General features: G+C 66.8%; 16 protein-coding genes. 11 read left to right on the plus strand and 5 right to left on the minus strand.

Annotation, left to right across the window (positions count from 1 at the left end):
* The first annotated feature begins 125 nt into the window (after positions 1-125).
* From DV709_RS16415 to DV709_RS16430, 4 genes are read left to right on the plus strand one after another with little or no spacing between them, the layout of a single operon-like run.
* Positions 126-731, plus strand: a complete 606-nt coding sequence (locus tag DV709_RS16415) for an NUDIX hydrolase N-terminal domain-containing protein (RefSeq protein ID WP_117595518.1) — start codon at positions 126-128, stop codon at positions 729-731.
* 53 nt (positions 732-784) lie between these two features.
* Positions 785-1543: a sugar phosphate isomerase/epimerase family protein gene (locus DV709_RS16420; RefSeq protein WP_117595519.1), complete on the plus strand. Its 759-nt coding sequence runs from the start codon at positions 785-787 to the stop codon at positions 1541-1543.
* A 42-nt stretch (positions 1544-1585) separates the two neighbouring features.
* Positions 1586-2647 carry a Gfo/Idh/MocA family protein gene (locus DV709_RS16425; protein ID WP_117595520.1) on the plus strand — a complete coding sequence of 354 codons (1062 nt, stop codon included), beginning with the start codon at positions 1586-1588 and terminating at the stop codon, positions 2645-2647.
* A complete protein-coding gene (locus DV709_RS16430; RefSeq protein ID WP_117595521.1) occupies positions 2644-3630 on the plus strand; it encodes a Gfo/Idh/MocA family protein in 987 nt (328 codons plus the stop codon). The genes DV709_RS16425 and DV709_RS16430 overlap by 4 nt, the downstream gene beginning before the upstream one ends.
* A gap of 69 nt (positions 3631-3699) precedes the next feature.
* Here DV709_RS16430 and DV709_RS16435 read toward each other — a convergent pair whose 3' ends face one another.
* The 5 genes from DV709_RS16435 to DV709_RS16455 all read right to left on the minus strand — a co-directional run bounded on the left by DV709_RS16435 (position 3700) and on the right by DV709_RS16455 (position 8982).
* Positions 3700-4713, minus strand: a complete 1014-nt coding sequence (locus DV709_RS16435) for a Gfo/Idh/MocA family protein (protein WP_117595522.1) — start codon at positions 4711-4713, stop codon at positions 3700-3702.
* The gene (locus DV709_RS16440; protein ID WP_117595523.1) at positions 4710-5708 is read right to left on the minus strand and encodes a Gfo/Idh/MocA family protein; all 999 of its coding nucleotides are present in this window, start codon (positions 5706-5708) and stop codon (positions 4710-4712) included. The genes DV709_RS16435 and DV709_RS16440 overlap by 4 nt, the downstream gene beginning before the upstream one ends.
* A gap of 55 nt (positions 5709-5763) precedes the next feature.
* Positions 5764-7041 carry an orc1/cdc6 family replication initiation protein gene (locus DV709_RS16445; protein WP_117595524.1) on the minus strand — a complete coding sequence of 426 codons (1278 nt, stop codon included), beginning with the start codon at positions 7039-7041 and terminating at the stop codon, positions 5764-5766.
* Between the two features lie 328 nt (positions 7042-7369).
* Positions 7370-8068, minus strand: a complete 699-nt coding sequence (locus DV709_RS16450; RefSeq protein WP_117595525.1) for a PIG-L deacetylase family protein — start codon at positions 8066-8068, stop codon at positions 7370-7372.
* Between the two features lie 110 nt (positions 8069-8178).
* Positions 8179-8982, minus strand: a complete 804-nt coding sequence (locus DV709_RS16455; protein ID WP_117595526.1) for a sugar phosphate isomerase/epimerase family protein — start codon at positions 8980-8982, stop codon at positions 8179-8181.
* A 155-nt stretch (positions 8983-9137) separates the two neighbouring features.
* Here DV709_RS16455 and DV709_RS16460 point away from each other — a divergent pair, with 155 nt between their 5' ends.
* The 7 genes from DV709_RS16460 to DV709_RS16490 all read left to right on the plus strand — a co-directional run bounded on the left by DV709_RS16460 (position 9138) and on the right by DV709_RS16490 (position 16452).
* Positions 9138-10199 (plus strand): Gfo/Idh/MocA family protein, encoded by a 1062-nt coding sequence (locus DV709_RS16460; RefSeq protein WP_117595527.1) that lies wholly within the window; start codon positions 9138-9140, stop codon positions 10197-10199.
* A 55-nt stretch (positions 10200-10254) separates the two neighbouring features.
* Positions 10255-11391, plus strand: a complete 1137-nt coding sequence (locus DV709_RS16465; RefSeq protein ID WP_117595528.1) for an ABC transporter ATP-binding protein — start codon at positions 10255-10257, stop codon at positions 11389-11391.
* 122 nt (positions 11392-11513) lie between these two features.
* Positions 11514-12836 carry an extracellular solute-binding protein gene (locus DV709_RS16470; protein ID WP_117595529.1) on the plus strand — a complete coding sequence of 441 codons (1323 nt, stop codon included), beginning with the start codon at positions 11514-11516 and terminating at the stop codon, positions 12834-12836.
* A gap of 2 nt (positions 12837-12838) precedes the next feature.
* A complete protein-coding gene (locus tag DV709_RS16475; protein ID WP_117595530.1) occupies positions 12839-13777 on the plus strand; it encodes a carbohydrate ABC transporter permease in 939 nt (312 codons plus the stop codon).
* A complete protein-coding gene (locus tag DV709_RS16480; protein WP_117595531.1) occupies positions 13758-14648 on the plus strand; it encodes a carbohydrate ABC transporter permease in 891 nt (296 codons plus the stop codon). Before DV709_RS16475 ends, DV709_RS16480 begins: the two co-directional genes overlap by 20 nt.
* Positions 14649-14876 (plus strand): hypothetical protein, encoded by a 228-nt coding sequence (locus DV709_RS16485; protein WP_117595532.1) that lies wholly within the window; start codon positions 14649-14651, stop codon positions 14874-14876.
* A 91-nt stretch (positions 14877-14967) separates the two neighbouring features.
* A complete protein-coding gene (locus tag DV709_RS16490; RefSeq protein WP_117595533.1) occupies positions 14968-16452 on the plus strand; it encodes a M81 family metallopeptidase in 1485 nt (494 codons plus the stop codon).
* The last annotated feature ends 20 nt before the right edge of the window (positions 16453-16472 follow it).

Here is a 16472-nt window from a genome sequence, read left to right on the forward strand (position 1 = left end):
GACTCCCGCGTTCTTAGTGGTTTCTCTCGCCCCTTCACCGGGTGTCGCGTGCGCTGGAACCCGCTCCGCTCACACCCCCCACGACAGTTATCACCTATCCGCCCGAACCGGCGCTCGAACCCCCGATGGACCTCATGCGCCTGTTGGACGAGTTGCGAGTGCTGAGCCAGAACGGGCTCAGATACGCCGACGACTCCTACGACGAGGAGCGGTACGAGCGGATACTCGAACTGACGTGTCGGTACTACGGAGCGGCGCTCGACCTCCCGGCCGACGACGTTCGGGAGCGCTTCGCCGCCGAACTCGGACACGTCACGCCGAAAGTCGGCGCCGAGGCCGCCGTGTTCGACTCGTCGGGTCGGATTCTGTTGATGCGCCGCGCCGACGACGGGACGTGGTGTCTCCCCTGCGGGTGGGTCGACCCGAACGAGTCGCCGGCCAAGGCCGCGGTCCGCGAGACGCGCGAGGAGACCGGACTCGACGTCTCGGTGACCGAGCTGGTCGACGTCTATCACTACGCACCGAGCGAACGGTTCGGGCCGCACGGCCGGGTCGACCTGCTCTACCGTTGTACGGTCGAAGGCGGGTCGCTCGAACTCTCCCCCGAGGGCGAAGCGCTCGACTACTGGGAGATAGCCGACGTTCCCGTCTGGCACAAGGCGCACGAAACGTACGCCAGAGCCGCGCTCGGCACGACGTCGAAGACGTACGACGACGGGTCGAACGGCTAATTCGACAGGTACGGGCGGAACGGCTATGTGGGTGGCTCACATCTCCCGAACCGATGGTCCGACCGGCGATTCAGCTGTACACGCTCCGCGAGTTAGACGAACCGTTGACCGAAACGCTCCGCCGCGTCGGCGAGACGGGGTACGAGGGCGTCGAGTTCGCCGGCCTCGGCGGCGAATCACCGTCCGCACTCGCAGACGCGCTCGCCGAAACCGGCCTCTCGGCGGTCGGTGCGCACGTCGGACTCGACGCGTTCGAGACGGACTACGAGACGACGGTCGAGGCGTACCGGACGCTCGGCTGCGACCGACTCGTCGTCCCCTCTTACGGCGAGGAGGGGTTCGACTCCGCCGCGTCGACCGCGAAAGCGGCCGACGACCTGTCGTCGCTGGCGGCCCGTCTCGCCGACGACGGCTTCGAGCTGCACTATCACAACCACACCTACGAGTTCGCTGCGCTGGACGACGCGACGGTCGACACCGCCTACGACGCGTTCGCCGCCCGCTCGGACGACCACCTCGGTCTGGAGTTCGACGTCGGACTGGCACGTCACGGCGGCGTCGACCCGGTGACGTACCTCGACCGCTACGCCGAGCGACTCTCGCTCGTCCACCTCACCGACACCGTGCCCGGCGACGACGATGCGCTCCACGTCGACCTCGACGAGGGCGTCGTCGACCTCGAATCCTGCGTCGGCACTGCCGCCGGCGCGGGCGTCGACTGGGTGATCCACGAGAACGGGCTGACGACCGACCCCGGAGCGACGCTCGAATCGAGCGCCGACCGCGTCCGGACGCTCGTCGATGGCACCTGACGGGTCACAATACTTATCCTGCGCGCTACGCGACGTAGGCTCATGAAACGCATCGTCGCGGTTGGAACCGAGGCGGCGGTGCGAGCGCACGCCGAACGGTACCGCCGCTTCGACGACGCGACTGTCCGCGGCGTCGTCGGTACCGACATCGAGTCGAACGTCGACTACGACCGGAGCGCCGACTACGACCGGAGCGTCGACGCCGACGACTCCCCGAAGCGAGACGAAGCCGACGCTCTTGACGCGTCGACCGCGCCGAGATACGAGTCGCTCCCGGAGGCGCTCGAAGCGGCCGACGGCACGGACGTCGACGGCATCGACGTTTGCGGACCAGGGGTATCCCACGTCGACGCGCTCGAAACCGCCCTCGAAGCGGGAGTGCCGGTTCGCTGCGATCCGCCGATTGCCCTCGACGCAGAACAGTTCGACCGACTCGTCTCCTCTGCGAGCGAGAGCGAAGGGTGGCTGGTCGCGCACTCTCCGCACCGCTTCTCGCGGATGTACGGTCGCCTCCACTCGACCGTCGAGTCGGGCGGTATCGGCCCGGTCGGTGTCGCGAGAGTCGAGCGGACCGCACCGTTCGAGGGCCCCGGCTGGAACGTCTCGTACGACGGCGTTCGCGCCGTCGCGGGGCACACGGAGGCGCTCTGTTCGGTCCTCGCACACGACGTCGACGTGCTGGAGTGGACGTTCGGACCCGTCGAACGGGTGTTTGTCCGGGTACGAGAGAGCGAGCGATGCGACCACGCTCACGCGGTGCTCGCGTTCCGGGAGGGCGGTCGGGCGACCGCCGAGATACGGTGGCACCGGACGGAGACGCCCGCTCCGCGCGTCGGCGTCGAGTACAGCGGCAAGCACGGCCGACTCGACTTCGACGAGGACGACGCGTCGACCGCGTTCCGAGCGGGAGCGACGCCGCTGGCGGTCGACCCCCCGGAGGACGACTGCCGGGGGCGAGCGATCCGGGCGTTCCTCGACCGGCTCGGTGGAACCGGAGCGCAACCGACGAACGTCGCGCCGGCGTCGCCCTCGCGGGTCGTCGTCGCTGCGCGCCGCTCCGCCGCCGAGAACCGACCGGTCACGCTCACGGAGGAGTCGCAGTGACCGTCGACATCGGTATCTGCTCGACCGCTCACGTCAACGCCGAGGTGTACGCGGCGTTGCTCTCGAAGCTCCCGTCGGCCGACCTCGTCGGCATATCGGGGCGGAACACCGAGCGGACGCGCCGTCGCGCCGACGCGGTTGGTACGGCGGCGATGTCGCACTCCGAACTGATGCGAGCGACCGACGGCGTCGTCGTCTGTTCGCCGACCGCCGACCACGAGGAGCTGATAGATCTCGCGCTCCGACACGACGTCGCCATCCTCTGTGAGAAACCCCTCGAGACGTCGCTGTCGGCGGCGAAGTCGATTCGCGACCGCTGCGCGGAGCGCAACGTGGTGGCGATGATGGCGATGCCGATACGGTTCAGCCGGCCGATGCAGCGGCTCAAGGAGCGCTACGAGTCGGGAGCGGTCGGCGACCTCCTCTCGGTGTCGGGGGTCAACCGCGGGAGGATGCCCGGCGGTTGGTTCGTCGACCCGGAACTCGCCGGCGGCGGCGCCGTCGCCGACCACACGGACCACATCGTGGATATCGTTCGCTGGATCACCGGCGAGGAGGTGACAGAGGTATACGCCGAGACGGACACGCGGTTCTACGACATTCCCGTCGAGGACGTGAATCTGCTGTCGATGACGCTCTCGAACGGCGCGTCATTCCTCCTCGACGGCTCGTGGAGCACGCCGCAGAAGAACCCCTTCTGGGGCGACGCCGAAGTGGAACTCGTCGGGTCGAAGGAGACGGTGTCGGCGGACTGCTTCGGCTATCGATACAGCCACGTCAGAGACGTGGGACACGAACCGTACAACGAGTCGATCTACTGGGGCGCGGACCCGAACAACGCGTTGCTCCGGGGGTTCGTCGCGGCGATACGGGGCGAACAGACGGTCGCGGCGTCGTTCGACGACGCCGTTCGGACCGCCGCCGTCATCGCCGCCGCCTACGAGTCCGTCGAACGGGGCGAACCCGTCGACGTGACCTACTGACCCGCGTCGGTCGTCGCGTGCGATAGGTCACTCTGCTAGCCGCCGGTTCTGCGTTCGGTATCGGGACACTCAGTTCGTCGTCGACGTGAGTTCGGTCGCCTCCACGTCGACGGGTTCGACGCGCTTCGCGGAGTCGTAGGCGGCCTCGATGACCGCCACGTCGGCGACGGCGTCCGCGCCCGTCTTCGTCGGCGGGCGGTTCTCGGCGACGGCTTCGACGAAGTCGGCGACCAGTCCCTCGTCGGGGTTCGACCCCCAGAACACCGACCGGATGCCGGGGTCGCCGGTGTCGCGCGTCTGCTTTATCTTCTGGTCGAAGCAGTCGATGGAGACGACGCCCTCGGTGCCGACGAGCCGGAGCGTCGCGTCGCCCCAGAAATCCCACTGCTCGGGCTTGCTCCACGAACCGTCGAGGACGAACTCCGTCCCGTCGGTGAGGGTCATCGACAGCAGGTTGAGGTCCTCGACGGGAACGTCGTTGAACCGCGTGTCCGTCTCGGCGTACACCTCCCGGACGTCTTCGCCCGTTATCCAGCGGACGATGTCCACGATGTGCACCGAGTGGTCCATCACGGCGCCGCCGCCGGACTCGTCCTCCTCGACGAACCAGCTACCGGGCATCTGCCCTCGGTTCGTCCCGCTCAGGAATCGAATCTCGCCGAGGGCACCGTTCTCGACGGCCGTCTTCGCGTTCCGGACCGGTTGGTTGAAACGAAGCGGCATCGCGACGCCGAGGTGTACGTCCGCGCGGCGGCAGATGTCGACCATCCGCTGTGCGTCGTCGACGCTCGGCGCGAGCGGTTTCTCGCAGAGCACGTCGACGCCGGCGTCGGCGGCGCGCCGAACCCACGCGAGGTGGTCGGCGTTCGTCGAGCAGACGACGACGCCGTCTACGCCGTCGAGCAGCGCGTCCGGGTCGAGGTAGTCGACGCCGTACTCGTCGGCCTTCGCGCGACCCTCGGCTTCTCGCTCCTCCGACTCGGTGACGCCGATGAACTCGGCGTTCGGTAGGTCGGTCAGACGGGCGGCGTAGGAGTCTGCGTGCAGGTGTGCGACCGAACAGAGACCGATGCGAACCGTCACGCTCGCACCTCCGCGGGCGACACCGGTTCGCCGCGCTCGCTGGATTCGATGGCCGCGAGCGCGACTCTGACCGCCTCCCGGGCGTCGTTCGGTGAGATGTCCGGGTCCTCGCCGTTCTCGACGCAGTCGACGAAGTGTTCGAGTTCGGCCGTGTACGGACTCTTCGCCAGCGGACTCGCGGGCGCGTTCGCCCCCTCCACGCCGCCGGAGACGCGGACGGCGTTCTCGTCTCGGGCGTCGAACTCCAGCATCCCCTCGTCGCCGGCGAGTTCGTAGCTGGTGATGAACGGCGAACCCTCGGGGTACCCCCACGAGGCCTCGACGTGACCGACCGCCCCGTCCTCGAAGCGCAGGACGACCGACGAGTGCTGGTTGAGGTGCCCGTCGTCCCACTCGGTGGTCCGGGCGAACACTCGGTCGACCTCGCCGGCGACCCAGCGCAGGTAGTCGAAGTCGTGAATCGCCATGTCGAGCAGAACGCCGCCGCTTTGAGCTTTGTCGCCGAACCAGGAGTTGCTGCCGTACCGCGGCGGCGACGAGAGCCGTTCGGTGCGCAGCGTTCCCGGCGTCCCGATCTCGCCCGCGTCGATGCGTCGCTTCGCCTCGGCGTACTCGGGGAAGTACCGCAGAACGTGTCCGGTCATGAAGGTGATTCCGGCCTCCTCGACCGCGTCGACGACGGCGTCGGCGTCCTCGACGGTACGGGCGAGCGGTTTCTCGCAGAACGTGTCGAGTCCGCGAGCGGCGGCGGCCTCGACGAGCGGTCGGTGCGTCGGCGTCGGTGTACAGATATCGACGACGGTTACGTCGGCGTCGTCCATCATCTCCTCGGCGTCGGCGTACACGTCGGCGTCCGGCGCGTGCTCCGCCGCGAACTCCGCTCGGTTGTCGCCGAGCGACGCGACCGCGGCGATCTCCGCGCCAGCTATCTCTTGGTAGCTGTTAGCATGGGTCGTGGCCATGAAGCCACTTCCCACTAACCCGATTCGTTGCATCACCTCCAAGGTGCGGAACTATAGATATTAAAACTTCTGTAGCGGCAACACGGTCCTAAATGTTCGACCAGGTGGTGTTCGTCTCGGAGGTGAAGCCCGCTCCGGCGAATCGGTCGCTCTCGTCGAACACCGACCGGATGACCGAGGGGTCTTCGAGCAGCCGGTGGCGGAGGAAACTTCCGCGACCGCGTCCGCCGCCGGTTCGGGTGATTTCGAGCACTTCGAGAAACTCCCACTCGCGCAGCAGGTCGTGGACCCGGCGCTTAGAGAGCGCGTCGAGGGTGACCTCCGCGCAGATGTCTTCGTAGGCGGCGTACACGTCGGTAGTCTCGAACGTCCGCGTCTTCTCGACGAGCGCCAGCGAGACGACGGCCAGCAAGGTCGCCTTCTGCTGGGTGGTCGCACCCGCCAACAGCGCCTCGACGCGGTCCCGCTCGGCCACGCTGTCGGCGCGACGGACGTGGTCGACGGTGACGGCGTCGGCGTCGTCGCACGCAGCGAGTTCACCGGCGTGTCGGAGCAGGTTGATCGCTCTCCGCGCGTCGCCGTGTTCCTCGGCGGCGAGCGAGGCGCACTCCGAGACCACGTCGTCCGAGAGCGTGTCGGCCTGGAACGCGTCGGCCCGACTTCGGATTATCTGGCGGAGGGCCCGGCGGTCGTACGGCGTGAAGACGATTTCACGTTCCTGCAGGCTGCTTTTGACCCGCTCTTGCAGTCGGTCTCGGTACCGTATCTTGTTACTGATACCGACGACGCCCACCGAACAGGAGTCGAGCTTCCCCGTCTCCGTCGCGCGCGACAACTGCATGAGCAGGTCGTCGTCCGCTAACCGGTCAATCTCGTCGAGAACGACGAGCGCCACGTCGAATCGGGCGTCGAGCACTTGCCAGAGGAGACGGTAGTAGCGCGAGCGCCCGAGTCCGGTCTCCGGGACGGTGAGACCGGTCGCGTCGGGGTCGTTCAACGCCCGCACGATAGCCCTGACCGCCCGAGTTTCGGTGTCGTCCTGCGAACAGTCGACGACGACGCGACCGACCGCGACACCGTTCTCCGCGGCGGCTTCGACCACTCGCGTCGTCGCGTAGCGCGCGCAGAGTGACTTGCCGGTGCCGGTCTTCCCGTACAGAAACACGTTGCTCGGTGTACCGCTCGTGACGGCGGGGTTGAGCGCAGTCGCGAGGCGGCGGAGTTCGTCGTTGCGGGCGACGATGTTGGTGGGTCCGGGAACGTAGCCGACGTCCAGTTGCCCCTTCTCGGAGAAGATGCTGTCTCGAGCACCGAAGGCGTCTCCGAGAGCCGCCGCGTTCTCGACCGATTCGTCGTACCGTGTCATGCGATAACAGTACCAGCACGGCGTTCATAAACACATCGGGAAGACGGCAGTCCGAGACGGTCGATGGGGACCGGAGAACAGTGAGTCGAACCAACGCGGGCCGGGACAGCCGAGTCGCACGCAGCGACAGTTCGTCCGGTCCGTCGGTACCCCCTCCCCCCTCGTTTCACCTGAAAGCCATTACACGGCTATGTCTGTAATGAGTAGGGAGTCAATAACACACATAGAATTCACTCGGTTCCCGGTCGATCACCGCCAGAGACGCTCGCGAGAGCAGCGGCTCGCCGGACTTCGGTCGACGGCGTGCCGCAGAAACGGACTGAGCGACTCAGTCGAGGTACTCGGTCGCGCTCTTGTGGAGCGCGACGAAGCCCTCGGCGAACTCCGCACCTCTGGTCCGACCGAGCACTCGCGCCTCGGCGCGGACTCCCTCGACGAGGCCGTCGAACTCGGCGTCGATGCCGCCGTGTTCCTCGAGCCACTCGACCTGTGACTCGTGTTCGAGGATGGCGTCCTCTTTCGTCGACTGATAGTCGCCGATGTCGACGTACGTCTCGGGCTCGAACGAGGACGTCGGCTTCCCGAAGTAGTAGACGTTCCGCGGTTCCCACGGCTCGTACTCCGTCTCCAGAAGCGGGAGCGAGCACATGTAGTACGCGTCGGTCACCAGCCTCGACGTCGCCCGGTGGTCGGGGTGCATGTCGTCTCGGTAGTGGGTGAGGACGACGTCCGGCCGATGCTCGCGCAGCACGTCGACGAGCTGGAGCCGGTTCTCCATCGAGTAGGTCACGCGTCCGTCCTCGAAGTCGAGGAACACCGCCTCCGCACCGAGCGTCTCCGCGGCCGCCTCGGCCTCACGCTCGCGCGTCTCCGCGACTTCGGCCTCGGTAGTGTCGAAGCCGCCGTACTCGCCTCGGGTCATGTAGACGATAGTGACGTCGTCGCCGCGGTCGGCGTGTTTTGCGAGCGTGCCGCCGCAGAAGATGTCGGCGTCGTCGGGATGTGCGACTACTGCTGTGAGATGCATACACACGTCAGTCAGGCAAGCCGATATTAAACGTTGCGCCGGTAGTGTCGCGGACGTTGCCGTCGGCCGCTCGCGCCGCCGCCGCTTCCCGAATCGAGGTCGGTGCTCGACTACGAAAACAGGTGTTCGAGGTCGCCGCGCACCCGCGGCGGCATCCGCTCGGGCGCGGTCCGGTACGGCGGCACCTCGGCGGTCACCCAGCCGTCGTAGCCGACGTCCGCGAGCGCGTCAGCGACGGCGCCCCAGTCGACGTCGCCTTCCAGCGGGTACGTGAAGCCGTCGATGGTGTCGACGTCGGTTCGGTAATCTTTCACGTGGACGCGCTCGATTCGGTCGCCGAGGATTCGAATCCACTGCTCGGGGCGGCCGAACCGTCTGACGTTTCCGACGTCGAAGTACGCGCCGACCGGACCGGCCGAGGACGCCTCGTCGACGAACCCGGCGAACTCCAGCGGCGAGAGCAGGAAGTCGTTCCAGACGTTCTCGACGCAGACGGTCACGTCGCGCTCGGCGCCGACCGACGCGAGCCGCCGCACCGACTCCAGCGCCCGGTCGTAGGCGTCGTCGTACCGCGTCTCCTCGTCGACGATAGCCGGAACGACGAGGACGGCGCCGGCGTCGAACGCGTCCGCGAGCGCGATCATCCGCTCGCCCGCCTCGATGCCGGCCGCCCGCGTCTCCTCGTCCGCGCTCGACAACTGCCGCTCCCAGTGTAACGTCGTCGAGACCGCGGGAACGTCGAGTCCGGAGGCCACGATTCGGTCGGCGAGGTCGGCGACCGCACCGTCGTCCCACAGCGGTCCGTCGGCGGTCAGATTCGGTTCGATACCGTCGTAGCCGGCCTCCGCGAGCAGGTCGACGTTCGCTTCGAGACGCTGCTCGGGGAACCCCATCTGGTTGAGTGCGAACCTCATGCACACCAGTTCCCGTCCGCGCTGATTTATAGGTTCGCGTGGCGGTCCGCCGTCGACTCCACCGACGCTCGCGCCGAATCGCCGACGGCTCGACATCGATGATTCGAACCTTCCGAGCGGATAGCTTTAACACGCTGTGTGGGTCACGTGAGTCTGTGACACTCTCAGTCGGATTCGTCGGCGCGGGAGGTATCGCTTCGGTTCACCTGGAGACGCTCGACGACGCGCTGGAAAGGGGACTGACGGACCGTAACGGCGACACGCTCGACGTGGAACTGGCCGCCGTCGCCGACGTGGACGAGGCGCGGGCGCGGGAGGCGGCGACCCCCCGCGGTGCCGAGGCGTACACCGACGGCGTCGAACTCGTTGAGTCGGAGTCGCTCGACGCGCTCGTCGTCGCGGTTCCGCCGTTCGCCCACGGCGAGTACGAGCGGGCGGCCGCGGAGTACGGCGTCGACCTGTTCGTCGAGAAACCGGTAGACCTGACGGTCGACGCGGCGCGGGAGACGGAGCGTCACGTCGCCGACGCGGGGATTCTGGCGCAAGTGGGCTACGTCTGTCGGTACGCCGGGATAACCGAGCGCGCGCTCGAACTGCTCGAGGACCGCCGCATCGGCCACGTCGACAGCACGTACTGGGCACCGCTCCCCGACACGCAGTGGTGGTACGACCGCGCGCGCTCCGGCGGGCAGTTAGTCGAACAGTCGACGCACGTCTACGACCTTCACCGCTACCTCCTCGGGGAGGCGACCGCCGCGACGGGCAGCGGGACCGACGGTCTGCTCGTCGACGCTGTCGACTTTCAGGACGCGACGTCGGTGACGCTCGACCACGAGTCGGGTGCGGTTTCGCACGTCTCGTCGGCCTGTGGGACCGCCGAATCGCGCTTCGTGGTGCGTATCGCCGCCGAAGATGCGCTTCTCGAACTCGACTACTTCGACTACACGCTCTCGGGTACCGTCGACGGCGAACCCGTCAGCTTCGAGGCCGACGGCGACTGGTACCGCCGCGAGTTCGAGGCGTTCCTCCGCGCGGCAGCCCGTACCGCGGAGTCGGTGGGTTACGACGCCGGCAGCGACGCCCGCTCGGTCGATGTCCGGTCGACGTACGATGATGCGATAGAGACCCTGAATCTGACGCTCGCGGCGCGCGAGGCCGCCGAGACGGGCGAGCGGGCGGTGCTCGACCGGCCCACTCGCCGACACTGCAGCGGGTGAAGTTACCCTGTAATTTTATTATGGACTATTGCAATTCGCCATGTAGTGAGTTCCCATGGGTAAGTTAGACATCCGCAACCTCCAGAAGGTGTTCGCGGACGGAGACCGGTCGATCGTCGCGGTCGACGATCTGAACATCGACGTCAACGACGGCGAGTTTCTCATCTTCGTCGGTCCCTCCGGCTGCGGAAAGTCGACGACGCTCCGGTGCATCGCCGGCCTGGAGACGACCACGGACGGCACGATACTCCTGAACGGCGACGACATCACGCGACAGCCGCCGACCGAGCGCGACATCGCGATGGTGTTCCAGAACTACGCGCTCTACCCGCACATGTCGGCCCGCGACAACATCGGGTTCGGTCTCAAGATGTCGACAGACTTGTCGAAAGACGAGATAGAGCGCCGAGTCCAGCAGACGGCGGAGATGATGGGTATCGAAGAGCTGCTCGAGAAGAAGCCGGGCGAACTCTCCGGCGGTCAGCAGCAGCGCGTCGCGCTCGGCCGCGCTATCGTCCGCGAACCCGAGGTGTTCCTGATGGACGAACCGCTGTCGAATCTGGACGCGAAGCTCCGAACGACGATGCGGACCGAGCTCCAGAACCTCCAGCAGAATCTCGGCATCACCACCATCTACGTCACGCACGACCAGACGGAGGCGATGACGATGGGCGACCGCATCGCCATCCTCGACGGGGGTGAGCTCCAGCAGCTCGGCACGCCGCTGGAGTGTTACTACGAACCCGCGAACCGCTTCGTCGCGGGCTTCATCGGCTCGCCCTCGATGAACTTCTTCGAGGTGGAGTACGTCGACGGCGCACTCGTCCACGACGCGTTCCGGTACGAACTCTCGCAGGCGACACGCGAGGAGCTCGTCGGACGCGAGGGGCCGCTGACGCTCGGCATCCGCCCGGAAAGCTTCGAGCTCGCCGACGCGGGCGGCGACGACGCGATTCGGGCCCCCGTCTCGGTGACGGAGCCGATGGGCGAGACGACGTACGTCTACGTCGACATCGGCGACGAGCGGTACACGGTGACGCTCGACGGCGAGCGGGTGGTCGAACCGGGGACGACGCTCGACGTCGTCATCCCCGAGGAGAAGATGCACCTGTTCGACGCCGAGACCGGCGAGACCGTCAAGTCGCGGAACGTCTCCGCGGCGACGAGCGCCGACGTCAACGCCCGCGCCTGAGTTCGGTCGTCTCCCGCGGCGACGCGTCCACTCGGTTCGGCTACTGGTGAGACCGTTGTGCGATATGGTATCTTGTACCAAAGATTTATTGTATATCCTCTGTTTGTTCCTCTGAGGTTAGTATGAGCAACAGAAATCTCACCCGGCGAAAGCTCATCGCGCTGACCGGTTCGGTGGGCGCGGCGGGGTTGGCCGGCTGTTCGAGCGGTGGAAACGGCGACGGAGACAACAGTAGCGGTTCCGGCGGCGGCAACGGTTCCGGCGGCGGTAACGGCTCGGGCGGCGGCGGCGGCGACGGTTCGGCGACGTTCTGGGCGTGGAACGACCCGGGGCTCGCGCCGATTCGAGAGGAACAGGCCGGCGAAATCGCAGAACAGAGCGACACGATATCCGACGCCAGCTGGGAGTACTACCCCTTCGAGAACTATCTGGCGAAAGCGACGACGGCCATCCCGGCCGGGAACGCCCCCGACAGCCTGGCGCTGTCGGTGCTCTGGGTGCCGCGCTTCGCCGACCAGGGTGTCGCACTGAACCTCGAGGAGAACGGGTTCAATCCCGACGACTACGTCGCTGCCGCGCGCAGCAACGCCAGCTACGACGGTACACTCTGGGCCGTCCCGTGGTACGCCGACTGCCGTCTCGTGGCGATCAACACGGCGATGTTCGAGGAGGCGGGGTTGGAGGTCCCCGACCCCACGCACCGCCCGAGTTGGGAGGAGTTCGCGTCGTGGATCGACGCGCTCGGCGAGTCGGGGACGGCCGCGTTCTCGATGTCGGCGGGCGAGGGGTTCGACTGCTTCGCGCTCTCGAACGGGAGCGGCTACCTCAACGAGGACGGCACCGAGGCGATAATCAACAACGACGCCGCCCTCGAGGCGGCGAACTACCTGCAGCCGAAAATCGTCGAGGACGAGACGGTTCTCGCGCGCAACCCCGGCGGTACGGACGCCATCGAGGACCTCCTCGCCGGGGAGGCGGCGATGTGTTTCGCCGGGTCGTGGATGTACCCGCGCCTGCGCGACAGCGGCCTCGACTGGCAGTACATCCCGTACCCGAGCGGCCCGCAGATCGACACGAGCCACACGTGGAGTGCGGGCGTCTTCTACACCATCCCGAGTCGCGGCGGCGCGAACCAGGAGATCGGCCTGGAGTGGCTGAACTACATCAACTCGATGGAGGTCCAGCGGAGCGTCACGGAGTCGATGGGCGGCTTCCCCGGCCGGAAGGACGCCTACGAGACCGACGAGTTCAAGCAGTTCCTCGAGGACAACCCGAAACTCGAACCGGTCGCCCAGGAGATGGAGAACACGAAGCCGTTCCCGAGCCACCCCGAGGTGTCGAAGATGTGGGACACGGTCCACACACAGGCGCAGTCGATGTGGCAGGGTGAGGACCCGAAACAGGCGCTCGACAAAGCAGCCCAAGACATCAACGCGTTACTCTAACTATGGCGCAGTCACAAGGGCTACAGCGCGTTCGTCGTCGCTTCAGCGGCTACGTCTCCGATATGGGCGTCGACACCGCCGAGACCGACCTCTCGTGGTACGCCCTCGTCTTACCGAAGGCGATTCTGTTCGCGGCGATACTCCTGATTCCCTTCATCGGCGCGTTCTACATCAGCCTCCACGAGTGGGCGCCGTTGGCCCAAGAACACCCGTTCGTCGGGCTCGACAACTACATACGGCTGTTCAACGACCCGATTTTCTACAACGCGATCATCAACACCGCCGGCTACAGTTTCGCGCTACTCGTCTTCGACGTGCCCATCGCACTGGGTCTGGCGCTGCTGTTGAACATGAATCTCCGCGGGACGAAGTTCTACTCCGGGGCGATATTCCTCCCCGTCGTGACCTCTTGGGTCGTCGTCTCGCTCATCTGGACGTGGCTCTACAACCCCGAGTACGGCCTATTGAACGCCATACTGGGCGGTATCGGACTGCCACAGCTATCGTGGCTCCAGAGTTCGAGCACGGCGCTGGCGTCCATCGCGCTGATGAGCGTCTGGAAACACATCGGGTTCAACATGGTCATCTTCCTGGCCGGCTTGAAGGGAATCCCGGACGACTACTACGAGGCGGCCATCGTCGACGGAGCGAACCGCTGGGAGCGGTTCCGCTACATCACGCTGCCGCTTCTGAAGCCGACGACGTTCTTCGTGTTCATCGTGACGCTCATCTTCTCGTTCCGCGTCTACACGCAGGTGTACGTGATGACGCAGGGCGGGCCGGTGCGGTCGACGTACACCATCGTCTACTACTTCTGGCAGGCCGGCTTCCAGCAGTTCGAGATGGGGTACGCCAGCGCCATCGCCGTCGTGCTGTTCCTCATCGTCTTCGGACTGAGCATCCTCCAGCAGCGGACGTGGGGTGACGACGTTGAGTACTGACGAGCTCACGTTCGACGACGACCGTCCGAGCGTCGAGCACGAGGGGTCGTGGTACGACACGGTAGCGAAAGTCGTCGCCCACGCCATCCTCATCACCGCGAGCGCCGTCATGACGATTCCGTTCATCTGGGCGTTCCTCACCTCGCTGAAGCCCGAGAACGAGATTTTCACCACCATCAAGCAGATAATCCCTGCAGATCCGACGTTCGTCAACTACGTCAACGTCTGGGTACAGAACCCGCTCGACCGCTGGATATTCAACAGCCTCATCCTCGCGGTCGGCGTCGTGTTCTTCACGCTACTGTTGGACACGCTCGCGGGCTACGCGCTCGCGAAGGGTGACTTCAAAGGCAAGTCGCTGGTGTACACGCTCGTCATCGGGACGCTCGTCATCCCCCCGCAGGTGGTGCTCGTACCGCTATACCTGGAGATGAACGCCATCAACTGGTCGAACACGTACTGGGCCATCATGGTGCTGTACATCGCCAACCCGTTCGGGACGTTCATGATGCGCCAGTTCTTCCTCGGCGTACCCGACTCGCTCATCGAGGCCGCGAGGATGGACGGCTGTAGCACGCTCCAGATCTACACGCGCATCATGCTACCGCTGGCGAAGCCGGCGCTGTCGTCGCTCGGCGTGTTCACGTTCATCTTCGTCTGGGGGGCGTTCCTCTGGCCGCTGGTCATCCTCAACGACTCGGCGATGTACCCGCTTCAGGTCGGTATCGGCCTGCTCAGCGGGCGATACGGGTCGCAGTGGGGGCAGCTGTTAGCGGCGGTCATCCTCGCCGCACTGCCCGTTCTCGCGGCGTACCTGCTCGCCCAGCGGACGTTCATGGAGGGCATCGCGCTTACGGGAGGGAAAGGGTAGATGTTCATCGACGTTCCTACCGTCGTGTTGCGCCTCGGCTACTCCGGGCAGAACGAGCCAATCGTCGGCGGCGCGCTCGTCTTCCTGGTCGCAGCCGCCGGCGTCCTCTACCTCTCGTTCGTCCGCGACGAGATGGACGCCGGACCGGTGATGAAGATCGGGGGCATCCTCTTGTTGGGGATGGCGCTGCTCGCGTACTTCTGGCCGATGCGGCCGTGGCCGCACTGAGCCGGCGCCGGCGCTCGCATCCGCTCTTCACCTCTCGACCGCCGCCGACGGCGGCGAACCACTCATAACGTCGCACTGCGCAGTAGCGAGCATGCGAATCGCAGTCGGCGCGGTGAGCCACGAGACGAACACGTTCGCCGAGGGGTCGACCGGCATCGAGACGTTCTCGACCGCAACCGGCGAGAGACTACTGGAAACCGACGGAGTGGGCCGATCGCTCGGCGGTATCGTCGAGACACTCGAAGCCGAGGGCGTCGAGGTCGTTCCGACGGTCGGCGCGAGCGCGCTCCCTGCACCGACCGTCGAGGCGGAGGCGTTCGAGTGGATGAAGCGCGAACTGTTCGACCGACTCGACGGCGAGCCCGTCGACGGGGTCTGTCTCGACCTCCACGGGTCGATGTTCGTCGAGGGAGAACCCGACCCGGAGGGCGCACTGCTCGCGGGCGTCCGCGAGCGCGTCGGTCCCGACGTGCCGGTGACCGCGGCGCTCGACATGCACGCGACGATAACCGACCGGATGGTTGACCGTCTCGACGGCGTCGCCGGCTACCGAACCGCCCCGCACACGGACGTCGAGGAGACGGGGGTCCGGGCGGCGAACCTACTGCTCGACGCCGTCCGCGGCGAGAAGTCGCTCGCGCTCGGCTGGCGGCGACTCCCGATGCTCCTGGCCGGCGAGCGGTCGGAGTCGGAGGCCGAGCCGATGCGCACGCTCGTCGACCGACTCCGCGAGGCGGACCGAGTCGACGGCGTCTACGACGCCAACTACTTTCTGGGGTTCCCGTGGGCCGACAACCCCCACGCCGGATGTCACGCGCTCGTGACCGGCGACGCCTCCTCGGCGGCCGTCGTCGACGAGACCGCGACCGACCTCGCGCGGGCGTTCTGGCGACGGCGCGCCGAGTTCGACTTCACGACGGAGGCGCACGCACCGTCAGCAGCGCTGGACGAGGCCGCACAGACGGGCGCGAGACCCGTCGTCGTCGCCGACACGGGCGACATCCCCGGCGCGGGCGCGGGCGAGAGCACGACGAATCTCCTCGCCGAGGCGATCGGCCGCGACGACCTCGGAACGCCGCTCTTCGCCGTCGTCGCCGACGCCGGCAGCTACGGAACCTGTCGCGCGGCGGGCGAAGGGGCGACGGTGTCGCTCGAACTCGGTCGCAGATATCCGGACGGAGCGCCGCTGGAAGTGGCGGAAGCCGAGGTCGTGCGGTTGGACGGCGGCGGCTCCGAGGGCGACGGCGACGACAGCGACGACGGCGACGACGGCAGTGCCGAGAGCGTCGGAACGGCGCTCGTCTCGCTCGGCGGCGCGGACGTCGTCGTCGCCGAGCGGCGGACGAACGTCCACCGCGACCCGGCGTTTCTGCGACGGTTCGGCGTCGACCCGGACGACCGCGGAGTGGTCGTCCTGAAGAGCGGCTACCTGAGTCCCGCCTGGAAGGCGGTCGCCGCGCGGCGACTGTTCGCGCTGACGCCCGGCGAGACGAACCAGCGGCTCTCCGAACTGCCTTACGAGCGGGTTCCGCGCCCCATCTACCCGCTCGACGAGGACGCGACGTGGTCGGTGTGACGCGGCGCGAGTCGTTCAGG

The organism is Haloprofundus halophilus (assembly GCF_003439925.1).
Lineage (GTDB): Archaea > Halobacteriota > Halobacteria > Halobacteriales > Haloferacaceae > Haloprofundus > Haloprofundus halophilus.